Genomic DNA, 14805 nt, shown 5'->3' with positions numbered 1-14805 from the left:
ATCCTCGTCGGGATGCCTGGCGCCGCGCGATTTGACCCGCGTCAAGGCGCCGGCATCGGAGAGGCAGGATTGTCGCGGCGACAACCGGAAGGGACCCACTCATGGATGCCCGGATTGGATTCGTGGCGGCGGCCCTGCTTTTGTTGGGGGCCACCCAGCAGTGCATGTCTGCGGAGAACGCGCAGGCGAGGCCATCATGCCCCGTAATCTACCCCGATCGCATCTGGCTACGAGGATTTTCGGTGCAGCCGCCCGTTGGGGACCGGTGGTGCCGGGCTTCTCTCAACGCCGGCAACTGGGCTTTGCTCTATTGGAGAGAGAGCGGCTGGGAAAGCGAGACCGGCTGGGAACGTCCGCCGAGGGCGCGGGATCGTACCCATGGCTTCTTGATGTGGGCGCGTCCGGATGAGGTTGATGGCGGTGTGCCGAACTCGATCGCGCAGCTGACGAGTTTCGCCAAGAAATGGATAGGCGCGGGCGGAATCAGCGTTGTCCAGCTTTCCGGCAAAACCCGGCTGACGCTGAAGCGGCTGCCCGGGGCCACGTTGAAACGCGGCCGCGCTGAGCGGGACGACAGTCTGGGAACGCAATGCGTCCGCTATGACCTGGAGTTCGATGAACGGAACAACAAGCTGTTCTCGGGCAATGTGGTAACGTACGAAACGATCGGCTTTCTCTGCCTGGATCTTCTGCATCCCGATGAAGTGATCGACCTCAGTTTTTCGGAGTGGTTCGTCAAGGATGAGCCACCCGCAGTCTCGTTGATGAAAAGCCTCGAGCCGGAGGCCGACTCATTCGTTCGCAGCCTTTGGATCGACAGGCCAAGTGATGCCGCAACGGTCGAGCGCTACACGGCAGCTGCCGACGCGGGATCGGTCCAGGCGCAGTTCGGCTTGGCTTTGCATTTCCAGCTAAACGGCCAGTTTGTCGATGCCGCAAAGGGGTTTCGCGTTGCCGCGGAGAAAGGCCATCCAGGAGCCCAGAACAATCTCGCCGCGATGTACGCGGAAGGCAAAGGCGGCCTGCCGCGTGACGCAGCGCTGGCCGCCCACTGGTTCCGCCTGTCTGCCGAGCAAGGTGTTCCGGAGGCGCAGTACCGGCTTGCCGGACTCTACTTCTCAGGAGACGGCGTTGAGAAGGATGCCGCCGAGGGAATGAAGTGGCTGCGCCGCGCGGCCGACCAGGGATTACCGATGGCGCAGATTAGCTTCGGGAAGAGGTGTCAGGAAGGCGACGGCGTGCAGTCGAATCCGGTTCGCGCCTATATCTGGCTCAAGCTCGGGCTTTGGCGAGCTACGGACGCTGACGAGCGGAAGCTCGCAGAGGAACTGCTCAAGAAACTAACCGTGGCACTGACGCCGAACCAGGTCGTGTATGCGGAACGGCGTGCGGCAGCGTGGAGGCCGGGCCAGGAATAGAAACGGTACTCGGTTGGCCGATGGAGCCTGAGTCCTTAGCGGCCATCGGCCGATTCGTCTTTCAATTCCCTGCAGCTCCGATTGACGCGTATCAAGGAGCGGGCGCCGGAGAGGCCGGCGGAAAACGGTTTGGGTATCCCGGAGAAGCCAGGAGAGCAGTGCGTTTGTCAGCGATCCGGAGGGAAATGCGAACGGTCTTTATCATTTCTGCGATGGTCATTTGCGCAGCGCTGCTGGATGCGAGGTGGATGGCGTTAAATCCGACCGCTCCAGCGTCGAGATCCGCCATTTGGGTTGCGCTTGGGTGACTTCGAAATCAGTTGTTGTGGTCACTCGGCGCGAGTGACCGATGAAACAGCGCCGATTGGTGGGCCGTCAAGACTTGCCCCTGGGTAGGTAATGGGTTGCTGGTCGCCAGTGCTCATTATTGTTCGTATTATTCGCCCACTCGGCCGTGCTGCCTTTTTTGCTGGCACAGAAGAATAAGTTGTTTGGCAGCGCAAAATTTCGCGCCTACCGAATAGGCGCGGCCGATTTGCATCTTTCCGTAGTTTATGCGCTGCCGGCGATACCAATGAGATCGCCACTACTGATAAAAGAGACGACTTAAACGCGACATTTCTCCCAGCGGTTCTTTTGTCCACCTAAAAGATCATGTCAGTGAACGTAATAATACCAGTTGGATATGCGTTGACCGAAATTAAAGCGCGAGAAATTTGCACGAAACGGCAGCTTTGGAATTTTAGCAATTCTTGATATGGGACAAATCCACCGCTCCGGCCACGTCCGACAAGCGCCCACGCAATGTTGGTCAGGAGTTAAAGATGATGAAATATCTCGCCTTTGCTGCGCTTGGACTGGTCCTTTCGGGATGTGTCAGCGAAAGCTGCAAAGGCCCTCTCAGAACCATCCCTGCAAGATGGAACGGGACTGCAAGCTTCACGAACCTCGCGGGAAATGTGCCCAGCCTGCGATTGCGCCATTAAGGGTTACAAGAACTTTAAGCAACCGATCCTGTGCATTAGTCTCAAATCATCGAAGAAGCTCCGCGCTACCATCCGTCTGCACTCCGTGATTCACACTGGACAGGGTATTGGCGGGCTGAAGCCCTTGTAACCCTTTGCGGGGCAATCGCAGTGGGGATCAAACTTCCCAAGGGGTTCGCGGCGCTTGCACCCGCGTTCCGTCTTGAAGGTATGGCCGGGAAGGTAAATGCATGAATTCTCGCTGACGCAGCCGGCAAGCACCAAGCCCAGCGAAGCGACTAAGAAGACTTTCATTTGCTTTGCTCCTGACAGATCGACAATAACGAAAGCGCTTATGGCATGTTGTCGAATCAACCCCTTTGTCCGAGATCAAATCTCTGATGGCGGCAGCCGGAGAGAGCCAAGGCTATCATCCTCACGACGTCACAAAAGCTATATAAAAGAGATACTTAGCGGATGCATTCCGGCCATCCCTCAAACCCAATCACCAGATTAGTCGGGCTTTTTCTCATTATGTTTGATCGAGCCTTGCCCGGATGTTGGCTGCGGCTTGTACCGTGACGTCCGGGACTTAGCGGTCCAGCGCGGTCACAATGGCAAGAACACCTTTGGTCTTCCTCGATGGTCACCCTGTTTGGGTCGCCACGAACGGCACTGCACTGCCTTGAAGCTGCATAATTCGCCTGCAGGAGTCAGCTATTGTTGAGAGGAATTCCCGCCGACGTTATCATTCCAGCTCAATGTCGGTATATCGCTCTTATCCCCGACTTACGCTGGGTTTGTCGGCCTCTATCTGCGAAAGCTTTGTCCGTTCCTCGTCCAGCAACTGCAAAAGCATCTTCCGGGTCGCGAGGTCGGATTCCGTCTCCAGCCTCTCTTCGAAGTGCTTGATGTTTTCCAGGTGCACAAACTCAGCGTATCTGTGCGGCATCAGCCCCCCCCTCGACGAACCGAAACGTGCCTTAGGCACCTTTAAGTCAGCGGCGCCTAGGTGCATAAGCGCCTCGGAATGGTGACGGTTGAGTACACGTTGCTCCGATCGCGCAAAGCTGCGCTTACGCGCAATTTGTGCCCCGACGAGGTTCGGCGTCTGCCCGGTACCGTGCACAGCCATTTCTTGAGTGCGACTATGTGGCTTTGCTTGCCATTTTGATACGCGCACAGCCTACTTATTGCCTCATCGCCGGTCACGATAAGGCTTCGACGACTGAGAGTTAGCTGCGCTCCCGCCTTTTCCAGGAGAGCGCCATGGTAACCCTCTCGCCAAATCATTCATTGTCGTCGCTGACGCCGGAAGCGTTCGAATTTCTACGCCCTCACCTGAGAACCGTAGAATCGGTGCAAGGAGCCGTCCTGGTCGAAGGCGGCGGCGAGATTTTCAAGCGTATTTTCCCCATGGCGGGATCATTTCCATGGTGGCGAGGCTCGAAGCGAGCAGGTCAGCCTGTTTGATCCTCATCAAGGCCACAACCAGCTCATCCAGGCAGTCTGAAACCGGAGGGCTTTCGTTCTGGAAAGGTGCGACAATGAACGACAATATTTTACGGCAGAACATCATCGATGAATTGGAGTTTGAGCCCAGCATCGACGCGGCCAATATCGGCGTCGCCGTGGACAACGGCGTGGTCACGCTAACCGGTCATGTTTCGACCTTCGCCCAGAAGGCTACCGCGGAAAATGCGGCACTTTCCGTCAAGGGTGTGAAGGGCCTTGCGCAGGAAATCGAAGTGCGGCCTTACGGTTCAAATGTCACCACAGACGAGGAGATCGCCAAGCGTGCTCTCCACACCATCTCCTGGAACACGGTAATTCCCGAAGGAGCTGTTCAGGTCAAGGTCCAGAATGGCTGGGTAACCCTGACTGGAAAGGTCGACTGGCAATACCAGAAAGCCGGCGCTGCCAACGCCATTCAATATTTGGCGGGCGTACTCGGTGTCTACAACAACATCGAGGTGAAACCCCACGCGTCAGTGTCTGATGTCAAGAAGCGCATCGAAGATGCACTGAAGCGCAATGCCGAAGTCGAGGCGAAGGCAATAAATGTAACCGTGTCCGACGGCAAAGTCCGGCTCGACGGCAAGGTGCATACCTGGGCCGAGCGGAGTGCGACGGTAAGGGCCGCCTGGGCCGCGCCCGGGGTTCACCTGGTCGAAGACCGCATTATGATCGCGTGAAGTGATTTGGATGTTAAGGGAAGCGAAACATGCCGCTTCCCTTCTTCTTCTGCAGGCCTGACGGCAGTGTGGAGCGTCGCCACTCGAAAGGTCGGCACAACCTTGAAGCTAACCGACAGCCTCGATCCAGGTCCTGGATTGGCACGATCGAAGTGAACGTCGTGTTCCACCGCTGGTTTCGCGAGCGGAGAATCTTATCGACTCGGATTCGGGGCCGTTGGCGTTCCTTCGCGACCGCAGCTTGACGACGATCAAGTCTCTTCTCACGCCTGCCGCTAGAGTGACATGTAGTGGAGTGACATCATGAGAGATTTCAAAGGGAAGACTGCGATCGTGACCGGGGCCGGATCAGGCATCGGCGCGGCAATTGCAATTGAACTGGCGGCACGCGGTGCGCATGTCATTGCCGCAGACATTGATTTAGTGGCTGCAGAAACAACGGTGACGAAAATTGCTTCGACGCTTGGCAATGCGCGTGCCTTTCGGGTCGATGTCGCCGATCCGGGCTCGGTCGAGCAAATGGTGGCGTTCGCGGTCGAGACATTTGGCGGGCTCCAACTCGCCGTAAACAATGCCGGCATCGGCGGGCCAAGCGAGACCACGGCCAATTATCCCCTTGATGACTGGCGCAAGATTATCGATGTCAATCTGAACGGCGTTTTCTACGGTCTGAAATACGAGGTCGCCGCCATGCTGAAATCGCGCGGAGGCGCGATCGTCAATATGTCGTCTATTTTAGGCTCGGTTGGTTGGGAGAATGCCTGTGCCTATGTCTCGACCAAGCACGCGCTCATCGGGCTGACAAGGACGGCCGCCATGGAATATGCCGGCGACAATATTCGCATCAACGCCGTTGGTCCCGCCTTCATCGATACGCCATTGCTGACGAAAAACCTCGATGCCGAAACGATCGGACAATTGGCGGCCTTGCATCCAGTAGGTCGCCTGGGGACACCGGAGGAAGTCTCGGCGCTGACGTGCTTCCTGTTGTCAGCCAACGCCAGCTTCATCACCGGCAGCTACCATCTGGTGGATGGTGGGTACACCGCCAAATGATTCAGTTGCCACTGAAAAATGCCCACTGCAGTCGTACTGAAATCTATATCCGAATGGGAGTGCGACACATATCGCTTCCCTCTCGCTGTTGATGGGAGGCAGTCGCGCGGCTGACTTGGCGCAGCGTTCGCGCAAGTCATGGCAATCGACCTATCTATGATAACCCTCTGCTGATCTGATTGAGCGCTTATAGGGCGGGTGGTTGGTGATGTTTAGGAGTTTCGCCTTTTCTTCGTCAAGCAGCTTCAAAAGAAGCTTCCGAGTTGCCGGGTCCGTTTCCGTCTCCAGCCTCTTTTCGAAGTGCTTGATGTTCTCGCGGTGCACGAACTCAGCTTCGCTGCTTGCCATCGTGCGCTCCTCCTCTTGGAGCCTTTCAAGGCTAGGTAAACTACGCCCTTCGCGCCAATGGGTCTAGAGCGTCGCCCAGCCCAGGGGAAGGCGGCAATCCGAGACAGCCTTCAAAACTTTATCAACAATTCAGCCAAGGCCAGGAATTCACCGCAGACTGACAAGTCGCCGGCGTTTCTCTCGGGTCGTCGGCTCAAGCGAGCTTGTGACCCGCCGCCTGAATCGCGAACCGCCGTCTCCGTCTTGATTATCGCCCCGGATTTTTCGCGCGCGTGGTTTTGGGCGGACCAGCCGGCACCGAGAAGGGCATGCCAAGGTTGATGGATGTCGGCGGTACGCTACCCGTCGTCGAGAAGGGCACCACGGCCGGTGCTGGCGATGCGCCGACACGGACGTCTGCAGTTGGATCCTCGGCAAGGAGTTGTTGCGCGGCTATTTCCTGTGTCCATACGGCAAGGACGCTCTGCTGCGTTGTCACGGTGACGACGCAGTAACCTCGGGGATCCAGGACGAAAAGCGCAGCGCCGTCTTCGCTATGAATTTTTTGGAAAGCCCGGTCGATGACTTGCAGGCAGGCAACCAGGCGCTCCAAGTCCGGCAGGTGTGTGTGGCGAAGCATATCCACAAGCCTGAAGGCTTGCACGCCGCCTTCAGTGATCTTCGCGCCTTCGCGGCCAAGTTCGAAGAAGACGTTGACGACAGGCAGCATACCCCTGACCGAGTCATAGACCGCCATGGCTTCCTGGGGACTGCATGCCACCAGGTGCGACGCGTCGGAGGCCATCGTGTCGGAAACTGGGTGCAGGCCCAGCGAACGGGCGATCTCATGTTCTAGCCATTGCCGCACTTCCGGCGGAGCGGATCGAATCTGTTCAGGGCTCAGTGTGATACCGACCATTTTGAAGTCTCCCATTCGCCTGGTGTCGCCACGACAACAGAGAGCCGACACCACGACCTTGATCCGCATCAATCAACGGGCGAGTGACCTTTGGTTGCACGCAACCTTCCGCGTCGGGTCACGAGAGACAGAGATGGCAGTGTAGGACGGCAGACCAATGTTTAACGGCAGGACGCTTCGCGTTGGCAGGCCACCTGCGCCGATCATCTTGTTCGTTTGATCCGGCTCAAAGCACGCCGTTGCCGATCGCGCTTAAAAAAAGCCCTGCCACCTGCAAAGGAGAAGGAGCGTCACATGAGCTACAAGGATATCCTGGTCTTCCTCGACGGTTCTGTCGAAAACGCGGCACGAGTGGATTTTGCCCTTTCTTTGGCGAGGGCGCATGGTGCGAGGTTGACGGGCGTCGATGTCGACTCCGCGGCGGCGTTTGTCGGCGAGTGGTCCGAACGCGCGAAATCGCTTGAAGAAACATTTCACGCAAGCGCCGAACGGTTCGGTGTGGACGTCCGCTTCAGGGTCGCAGAGCAGAGCTCGGGCGACTGGAAGAGCTACTATACGCCGTATGCGGATCTGGTGATCGCCAGCCAGCCCAATCCCGAGGTCGCCGACAAGATCCTGCCCGAAGTGCCAGGGGATTTGCTTATGTCCGCGGGCGTGCCGATGATCCTACTCCCACGGGACTGGCGTCCGACGCCAGTTGGAGAAGAGATCGTGATTGCCTGGTCACCAAGCGGACAGGCCGCGCGCGCTGTGCACGATGCGATGCCCATACTGACCCAGGCGCGAAAGGTAACCGTATTCAAATTTGCGCCTCCGGCCGACGCAAAGGATGCGGATGTTGACCTGCTGCGCGACCATTTGCGTATGCATGGCGTCAAAGCCGAGACCGACCGCTGGACGGACACTGGCGATCTATCGGCAATCGAGGCGCTATTTGCTTCGCGAGCAATGGAGGAGGCAGACCTTATCGTTGCCGGCGCTTACAGCCATTCGCGAATCCGTGAGGCCTTGTTCGGCGGGATGACCAAATCCCTGCTCGACCAATTCTCCTTGCCGGTGTTCGTCTCGCACTGAATGCGAACCCAATTCGGCAAGGGTCGGGCCACCACAAGCAGGTGAGAACTGGGTGACGGCAGCGGCTGGTACGGCTTGTCAGGTTGAGCCACTTCCCAAATTTTCCGTCTCCAGCTTCTTTTCAAAGTGCTTGAGATTCTCGCACGAACTCAGCTTCTGGCCATCGTGCGCTCCTCCCTCGTGGAGCATTTATGCGCTGCGTAAACTACGCCTTTCCTAAGTTTGAACTCGAAATAGCGAGGCCGAAAACGGGTTGGCAGCGTCACGACAAGATCGGTGACCCGTATCCACTTGGCGCAAGTGCCTCGCAGAGTAACCCTGTGTCCGAGGGCCTTCTCCGCCGCCTCGAAGGGCGTTCGCCCGCGGGCGTCCAACGTCGAAACGACGGATACTCCATCCGGCGGCGATGGATCGCAGCGTCGGAACCCAACCCGGCTATCGAGTATGAGATGGCTGGATAGCAACACAATGGGTCGGCGCTGCCCGAAAGCTCCAGGTTTGGCACTGTTCTCCGCTCAGGTTTGGCACTGTTCTCCGATCCGAGGCCGGCTTGCGCTTCGATCGCTGTCAACAGAGAAGGGCGAAAGCGGCGGGCGTGGCGCCTGCTGCGCGCGTTGGAGCCTCTTGTATTCCGCATCCAGCAAACGGGAAATATGCCGACGCTTGGGTGGATCAAGTTGGGCAGCCATCAGTCCTTGCCAGTAATAGGCAATGTTCGCCTTATGGATCAAAGCCGCCTTCGACTGTGCCATGGATGCTGAGGCTGAACTTTACCAAGGTTCCGAAATATAAGCGAAGATTTGCCGCCGCTCAAGTTCCTGCGCGACTGCCTCGGGAAGCCGACAGCAGTTGCAGTGGACCGCATGCCCCAAATGCCAGAACAGACCGTCATTGGAAGTCTGCTCGGCGGGTGCTGGGTTTTCGCTATGCCACTGCACGTTGACGGGTCTGGCAAACCTAAAATGTAATCGCTCGTGCAACATCGAAGGCCTCCCTTTTTGGAGAAGCCTATCTTCGGGCACGTCTGTCGGGGTTGATCTGAGTCAAGCGTGTCCACGGTCGCGCGATTTATCGTTCCCGCTTCCGTTGAATGATTTAGCGCCGGATGTCGAAGATGACGCTTTCTGAGAGCCTGACTTCTGTCGATCTGACTTTCCAATGTCCGACCTGCAAATTCCCCATCGTCAAGCGCGGGAGCTGGTTCCGCGTCGTGTCCAAATATCGATGCGAAGGTTGCGGGCGCACGATCCGGATTGGCTACCCTGAAAAGCAAAGGCTATTCCAAAAGCACGCCCACCTAGGCGGCTCTGCGCAAACCAGTCGCTTTCGTGGTGCGACTTAGATCTACTCCCTAGCGCACCGCTCCAATCGGGTCTGGTTGCGGCCAATATAAGAGCTTCAGGATTGATCGTGCTACGTTGGGAATGCACTATACTCGATATACAACGGACTGGTGGCCGGTCCAGATGCGGCCAGAGCTTAGTGCAGAACGTTTGTCTGTTCACCACCATGCCTATCTTGAATGCCAACGCCTCTTCTTTCCGCTTTCAGAGCCGGCGGCCGGCAGTGGCGATGCCGATCGTCAGGATCCTTCGTTGTCTCTAACGTCGGAGAGATAGCCTTGTCATTGGACGCCTTGGTTCAGCGAATGCGCAGTATACCGTTGGGCGACGCCGAGCGAGATGCTCTGGCGAGAACGATGACGAGCACAAGGAGTTACAGCCGTGGCGAGACCATCTTTGATTCCGACGAGGATAGTTCAGAGCTTCACATAATGTCGGAGGGCTGGGCCGCCCGCTCCGTTTCGTTCAAGGACGGATCCCGGCAGATTACGGATTTTCTTATCGTCGGCGATCTGTGCGACCTATCGGCATTGGGGAAGGGTTCTGTCGGACGCGTGGCCGCACTCACCCCGGCCGTGGTTACGGTTCTGAATCGGCAGGCCGTGACCGCGGCGATGGCTAGCCATCCCAACCTCGCGAGAGCTTTCATAAGTATCGCCTTGATCGAACAGGCAACCTTGCGGGTTTGGCTGGCATATATGGGGCGGCACGAGAAAACGACGCATCTTGGACATCTCTTTTGCGAGCTGCATGCCCGCCTTCGACGCGTCGATCTTGTGGGGGATCATTCCTTCGATCTGCCATTGACCCATGAGGTCCTGGCTGACGCCACGGGAATGAGTGGCGTTCACCTCAACCGCGTCCTGCAACAGATGCGCAAGGACGGGTTGATCACCCTTCACAAGCATCATTTGGAAATACTTCAGCCACAGCGGTTGCGGGAACTGGCGGAGTTTGATCCTGGTTATATCCGCCCTTTATAGCCATGGGACGGTTGAAGTTGGGAGTTGTTCTCACCATCCACAAGACCACCCCATGTCCAGTCACCGAGCAGTTGGCTGGAGCGAGTCGCCAACTTCCTGCTTGCGCCACGGCGAGGGACGGCGCTCCGCGCGGGACCACTTAGGGGAAACACCGATCAGTCCCTCGTCGGGATGTCGCCCGTTCGCCTCGCCATTCCGCAATAAGCCGGACGCAGCCCGAACGCGATAGCCCAAACAGTGGCAGCGTACTCAACGGGCAATTCCATGCTCGCGAGACCAACCCATGTAAGTGTTTTCTCGGAGCCTATCTGCATAAATGCATGCTCGCAATTGAGGGTGAGTGGGCATTCGTACGCCGATAACAACGACATCTGACACATAGGGACACTGAGGAGGGAGGTTGCCACGTCGAGGCTCCTGCACTGTAGCGCGGGTTCGAGATGAGGTGCCTCCGACCTATTGGCGACGACTTGTTGATGCGCCGCAGGTTTAGCCGCACGCTCAAGACGGCTGCGGCTAAGGGAGGAGGAGATGAGGCGCGATGCAATCGCGGCCATCCATAAAGCTATCTCGCCGTAACCCCGACAAAGGGGGGCGCACCTTGATTGGTGACTGGCTACCCACCTTCACTTGATAACTGCGATTTCGGAGCCCTCGAAAAAGCAGATCTCCTCCTGAAATCGGAGCGCGTTGCCCCAACATGCGCCCCGGTAGGCCGGCGCCTTCGCCCACTCTACCCCAATGAAGGCGCCGGCCGCTCCCACATGCGAGGTGGTGATGGTGATGAACGGCCGCAAATTCGTCCACGCCGACCGTTCGATGATATCGCCCTTGAGCAGAGCCGGTCGAGGCGACGACAGTCAGCGTTGCGCCAAGCGGTCACTCAGGAGTGGAACCGAATCGCTTCGTCCAGCATCTAGAGCCCCTCATTTGGGGAACACTCTCTCCAGGGGCCACGGCACTGCCATTGATTTGGATCAATGGCGCCAACCCTACTTCGAGATATTTTCTTAGAAAATTTTGCGAGCTGCCCTTGCGTTACAGGTCGTGGAAATCGCTGGCGCCTGCTGCCCATAAAAAGGAAACGTGGAAAGGACAAACCTGATGTTTGGCGACAAGGAGACGCGCCTGGTCGAGGCTGGACTGCTTCTGGCGGTCCCTGTTTCAATCTTGGTGGCGGTGTTGCTCGCCGGTCTTTCGTTGGCCTGAAACACGGACTATCTATTTTCACGTTCCTTGGGATGAGGCCCCCTTGAGTACTGGCGAGATGAACTTCTCTGAAGACGATCGATGAGCACCACATCGACCGGGCATTGAACCCGCGGGTTTCATCCCTCGCTGTAGGGTCAGGTCATTCTTGAGAGTGTTGAGCCGATAGCCGAGCCAAGTCGAGAATAGTTCGTCTCAACTTAATAGTTGGAGGAGCCTATGAACGGCAAGATTTTCGATAAGCCCGTTTTGGTCAAGAACGGGCAGCATATTATCGAGGAGATTGAAAGCTTGGCTGATGCTTTCCAGTTCCTTGAAAAGTGGCCGGAGAGCCGACGGGGGCCGATCTACCAGACTGCTATTCGTGCCTGTCAGCGCGCCTGTGATGGTTACGTGCCACTTTCCGTTGCGCGCGACGCATTCGCCGGGTTTGCCCGATCAGTCAAGATTTCTAGAAGACGTAAGCACGGTGCTGCCGTGGACAGAGAGGACGAATTCCGGCCGCGGCGGCGTACCAATATAAACAGGCGATCGCCATTGGCACTGAGGGCTATAGCGCGCCGATCAGGTGCGCTGAGGACCACCAGCCGAGGCAATCAAGCTTGAGGCTTCCTGAGCAAGGTGGATCACCCGATGGATTGCAAATAATGCTCCCGAGAAGACGAAGGCCGATGGCTTCTCTGTCGAAGACCGCACAGCCAAGGTGATCGCAGACCCAAATCTGTCGGCATCAAGCTCTGCGAGATCCAAGAAGTCGATCCCACACGCCTGCTTTGCGCCAACGCACGAAGCGATTGTCGCAGGTGCTGCGGGTCCATAGCGCTCTGGGAGGTTGCGCCATGGCGCACCGGATCGCAGCACCCAGAAGATGCCAGTCAGCCCGCGGCCAACCTCGACGCGGGAACGCCCTCGGCTTCCGAACGGTGATCAGCTGCGAGTTCCCGATGTTGGGCTGCCAGGCTCTGCAAGGTCTGCCGTTTCATTGGCCTGACGCCCGGACTTGGTCTCACGATTTTGCCTCGGCTCCGGCACGGTTCTCCGCTAGGCAAGTTGAAGATGGTCGGTAGGATTCCCGGGCCATGCGGCGGCTCGCATCCTTGACGCGCGTCAATCCATTAGCCCTCCAAACCGGATAGAAGAAAACATGCGTTTCTTCGCTCTCAAAGGTTCGGAACAACTTGGCGCGGCCGTAGCGCAAGTGCTTTCGATCGAACTCGACCCTCATGAAGAGAGAGATTTCGAGGATGGGGAACACAAGGCTCGCCCGCTGGTCAGCGTACGCGGCAGGGATGTCTACGTGCTGCACAGTCTGGCTGGAAACGGCGGCGCCTCTGCCAACGACAGACTGTGCAAGCTCCTTTTCTTCCTGGCGACATGCAAGGAGAACGGTGCTGCGCGTGCAACGGCAGTCGTTCCCTATCTCGCCTATGCGCGCAAGGACCGGCAAACCAAGGCGCGCGATCCCGTCACCACGCGCTATGTCGCGCAACTCTTCGAGGCTATGGGCACCGACCGGATCGTCACGCTCGACGTCCACAATTTCGCGGCTTTCCAGAATGCCTTTCGATGCGAGAGCGTGCATCTCGATACGCGAAAGTTGTTTGCTCCGCTGATAGGCAAGCTGGCCGGCGACCTGCCGGTGACCATCTTCTCGCCCGATGGGGGTGGCGTGAAACGCGCGCAACTGCTCAAAGAGGTTCTGGAGGCAGAGAGCGATAAAGAAATCGGATTCGGCTTCATGGAAAAGCGCCGCAGCCGGAACGTGGTTTCCGGCGAACTGTTCGCTGGCGACGTCGTCGACAATGCCGTCTTCATCGTCGACGACATGATTAGCACCGGTGGCACCATGCTGCGCGCAGCACTTGCGTGTCGCGAACGCGGTGCCCGGGCCGTTCATGCGATCGCCACGCACGGACTGTTTGGTAAGGGTGTCGAAATGCTGTTCGGCAGTCAGGCGATAGACCGCATCACCGTCACTGACAGCGTGGACTTGGCGTCAGCTGCCAAAGCCCGTCACCCGCAAGCGCCCCTGGACATTCTGCCGATCGGTCGCCTGATCGGCAAGACAATCAGGCGTCTCCACACACAGGGGTCGATTTCCGACCTGATCGGGATTGATGACTGAAAATCTCGCGCTCCGCCTGCCTGATGTAGCCGATCGCCTGCGGGCGCCATTTTTCTGGATGACGGATAGGTGTCTCAAGGAGATGCGCGAGCCCCAAACGGGCCTTTAGCAACGCTCGGAAACCGCCATAGAGCGCCAGCAATTCGGCATCAGGGCGGTCCGGCAGCCGGCCCTCCAGAGCCTTGACCAGGAGCGGCCGAATCCATGGCGCGCCAAGCATCTCGCATTCCAAGCCGAGATAGTTGATCTCGTCATAGGGATCGACGATGCGCATCGATCGGTTGAACTCGAGGCAGTCGATGATTTGGGGTGGCTGACCAATGCAGACGTGTTCGGGGCGCAGGTCACCATGCCCCTCGACGATGGCGCCGCGAAGGATTCGTGCTTCGATCCGAGACCTTAATCGCTGCAGCAGACTGTCTACTGTGTCCAAAGTGCCGGACACCATTTCCACCAACGCGAATTCGGGCCGGAGCAGAATGGCGCGGTTGATGCGCTGCTCTTCAGAAAGGTGGCGCAGATAGGCGCCGCCGCCGTCAATTTCAGCTTGGCGTTGCGCATAAAAGGCCGCCAGCGCTTTGGCGACGTCGTCTATCTCAGTCGCCGCCAGGCGTCCGAGGGCGATGCGCTCGTCCAGCATGTCGCCGTGCGGCAGGCGCTTCATTTCGACCAGCCAGTCTACGACGCGGCCACCACCGCCGAGGGTTAGTCGGCCTGATAGGTCGCGGCGAAGAGGAACGACCCGCCGATAGGTTTCGGCGGCTAGGCGAGCGTTCAGCCGCAATTCCTCGCCACAGTAGAAGTGCCGCTTCGTGATGGTGCTGAAGTCGAGGAACGCATGCCTGACCGGCTTCTTGAGCTTGTAGACCAGATCGTCCGTGAGGAAGACCCAGGACATATGCGTCTCGCGGACATCCACATGTGTCGTTCCAACCCCGTATGCCGCCGGATCGCTGAGAAAGCTCACCTTCGCCGCCAACTCCGCAAATTGCCGATGTCCCATCATCATCATCGTCGGCACAATGGTGGCCAGAAGCGATCCGTACTTTGACGCGTGTCAAGGACGTGCCCGCTGGCCGTGACATTTTGGGTGCAATTCCGGCTGCATGTCATGGAGCGCAACACCATCGGCGATCTTTGTCTGTATCTGGATGGCGTTTTTCCGCGGGTTCGCCGGCAAGGCATGGCCTG

The 14805-nt window shown here is 58.0% G+C and carries 11 protein-coding genes and 1 pseudogene; 8 read left to right on the top strand and 4 right to left on the bottom strand.

Translation table 11 applies throughout. The annotated features are described in order from the left end of the window. Positions 1-101: 101 nt before the first annotated feature. The 4 genes from ACLGL5_RS04520 to ACLGL5_RS04505 all read left to right on the top strand — a co-directional run bounded on the left by ACLGL5_RS04520 (position 102) and on the right by ACLGL5_RS04505 (position 5634). Positions 102-1418: a tetratricopeptide repeat protein gene (locus tag ACLGL5_RS04520; protein WP_051726817.1), complete on the top strand. Its 1317-nt coding sequence runs from the start codon at positions 102-104 to the stop codon at positions 1416-1418. A 2234-nt stretch (positions 1419-3652) separates the two neighbouring features. Then, entirely contained in the window at positions 3653-3856 is a 204-nt protein-coding gene (locus tag ACLGL5_RS04515; RefSeq protein WP_141700870.1) for a hypothetical protein, read from the top strand. 74 nt (positions 3857-3930) lie between these two features. Continuing rightward, the gene (locus ACLGL5_RS04510; protein WP_202350319.1) at positions 3931-4578 is read left to right on the top strand and encodes a BON domain-containing protein; all 648 of its coding nucleotides are present in this window, start codon (positions 3931-3933) and stop codon (positions 4576-4578) included. Positions 4579-4881: 303 nt separating this feature from the next. After that, complete coding sequence (locus tag ACLGL5_RS04505) at positions 4882-5634, top strand: SDR family NAD(P)-dependent oxidoreductase (RefSeq protein WP_038647160.1); 753 nt, start codon at positions 4882-4884, stop codon at positions 5632-5634. Positions 5635-5784: 150 nt separating this feature from the next. Here the strand turns inward: ACLGL5_RS04505 and ACLGL5_RS04500 are convergent, their stop codons facing one another. Together ACLGL5_RS04500 and ACLGL5_RS04495 are read right to left on the bottom strand one after the other, a co-directional pair. Beyond that, positions 5785-5982 (bottom strand): hypothetical protein, encoded by a 198-nt coding sequence (locus tag ACLGL5_RS04500; protein ID WP_038647158.1) that lies wholly within the window; start codon positions 5980-5982, stop codon positions 5785-5787. 247 nt (positions 5983-6229) lie between these two features. Beyond that, the gene (locus ACLGL5_RS04495) at positions 6230-6880 is read right to left on the bottom strand and encodes a hypothetical protein (RefSeq protein WP_141700869.1); all 651 of its coding nucleotides are present in this window, start codon (positions 6878-6880) and stop codon (positions 6230-6232) included. Positions 6881-7174: 294 nt separating this feature from the next. Here ACLGL5_RS04495 and ACLGL5_RS04490 point away from each other — a divergent pair, with 294 nt between their 5' ends. The 3 genes from ACLGL5_RS04490 to ACLGL5_RS04480 all read left to right on the top strand — a co-directional run bounded on the left by ACLGL5_RS04490 (position 7175) and on the right by ACLGL5_RS04480 (position 12095). Then, on the top strand, positions 7175-7954 hold the full coding sequence (locus tag ACLGL5_RS04490) for a universal stress protein (protein ID WP_038647156.1): 780 nt from the start codon (positions 7175-7177) through the stop codon (positions 7952-7954). Positions 7955-9653: 1699 nt separating this feature from the next. After that, a complete protein-coding gene (locus ACLGL5_RS04485; protein ID WP_171903228.1) occupies positions 9654-10280 on the top strand; it encodes a Crp/Fnr family transcriptional regulator in 627 nt (208 codons plus the stop codon). A 1428-nt stretch (positions 10281-11708) separates the two neighbouring features. Continuing rightward, positions 11709-12095 (top strand): DUF982 domain-containing protein, encoded by a 387-nt coding sequence (locus ACLGL5_RS04480; RefSeq protein WP_494372877.1) that lies wholly within the window; start codon positions 11709-11711, stop codon positions 12093-12095. A gap of 142 nt (positions 12096-12237) precedes the next feature. Here ACLGL5_RS04480 and ACLGL5_RS04475 read toward each other — a convergent pair. Further along, positions 12238-12413 (bottom strand): annotated as a pseudogene (locus ACLGL5_RS04475) (transposase); the annotation flags it as partial. Positions 12414-12633: 220 nt separating this feature from the next. Between ACLGL5_RS04475 and ACLGL5_RS04470 the strand changes: the two are divergent. Next, positions 12634-13614: a ribose-phosphate diphosphokinase gene (locus ACLGL5_RS04470; protein ID WP_038647149.1), complete on the top strand. Its 981-nt coding sequence runs from the start codon at positions 12634-12636 to the stop codon at positions 13612-13614. On the opposite strand, the gene ACLGL5_RS04465 is transcribed toward ACLGL5_RS04470, so the two are convergent. Further along, positions 13559-14626, bottom strand: a complete 1068-nt coding sequence (locus tag ACLGL5_RS04465) for a hypothetical protein (RefSeq protein ID WP_051726813.1) — start codon at positions 14624-14626, stop codon at positions 13559-13561. The two genes, ACLGL5_RS04470 and ACLGL5_RS04465, sit on opposite strands and share 56 nt — an antisense overlap. Positions 14627-14805 lie beyond the last annotated feature (179 nt).

This window comes from Mesorhizobium sp. U510, assembly GCF_059180695.1.
Note: the sequence above shows the minus strand (reverse complement) of the source record. Positions and strands in the feature narration are given on the sequence as shown.

What these genes read in the sequence shown, in the direction of transcription:
- ACLGL5_RS04520 (WP_051726817.1), top strand. Translation starts at nt 102, where the DNA reads ATGGATGCCCGGATTGGATTCGTGGCGGCGGCCCTGCTTTTGTTGGGG.
- ACLGL5_RS04515 (WP_141700870.1), top strand. Translation starts at nt 3,653, where the DNA reads ATGGTAACCCTCTCGCCAAATCATTCATTGTCGTCGCTGACGCCGGAA.
- ACLGL5_RS04510 (WP_202350319.1), top strand. Translation starts at nt 3,931, where the DNA reads ATGAACGACAATATTTTACGGCAGAACATCATCGATGAATTGGAGTTT.
- ACLGL5_RS04505 (WP_038647160.1), top strand. Translation starts at nt 4,882, where the DNA reads ATGAGAGATTTCAAAGGGAAGACTGCGATCGTGACCGGGGCCGGATCA.
- ACLGL5_RS04500 (WP_038647158.1), bottom strand. Translation starts at nt 5,982, where the DNA reads ATGGCAAGCAGCGAAGCTGAGTTCGTGCACCGCGAGAACATCAAGCAC.
- ACLGL5_RS04495 (WP_141700869.1), bottom strand. Translation starts at nt 6,880, where the DNA reads ATGGTCGGTATCACACTGAGCCCTGAACAGATTCGATCCGCTCCGCCG.
- ACLGL5_RS04490 (WP_038647156.1), top strand. Translation starts at nt 7,175, where the DNA reads ATGAGCTACAAGGATATCCTGGTCTTCCTCGACGGTTCTGTCGAAAAC.
- ACLGL5_RS04485 (WP_171903228.1), top strand. Translation starts at nt 9,654, where the DNA reads ATGACGAGCACAAGGAGTTACAGCCGTGGCGAGACCATCTTTGATTCC.
- ACLGL5_RS04480 (WP_494372877.1), top strand. Translation starts at nt 11,709, where the DNA reads ATGAACGGCAAGATTTTCGATAAGCCCGTTTTGGTCAAGAACGGGCAG.
- ACLGL5_RS04470 (WP_038647149.1), top strand. Translation starts at nt 12,634, where the DNA reads ATGCGTTTCTTCGCTCTCAAAGGTTCGGAACAACTTGGCGCGGCCGTA.
- ACLGL5_RS04465 (WP_051726813.1), bottom strand. Translation starts at nt 14,626, where the DNA reads ATGATGATGATGGGACATCGGCAATTTGCGGAGTTGGCGGCGAAGGTG.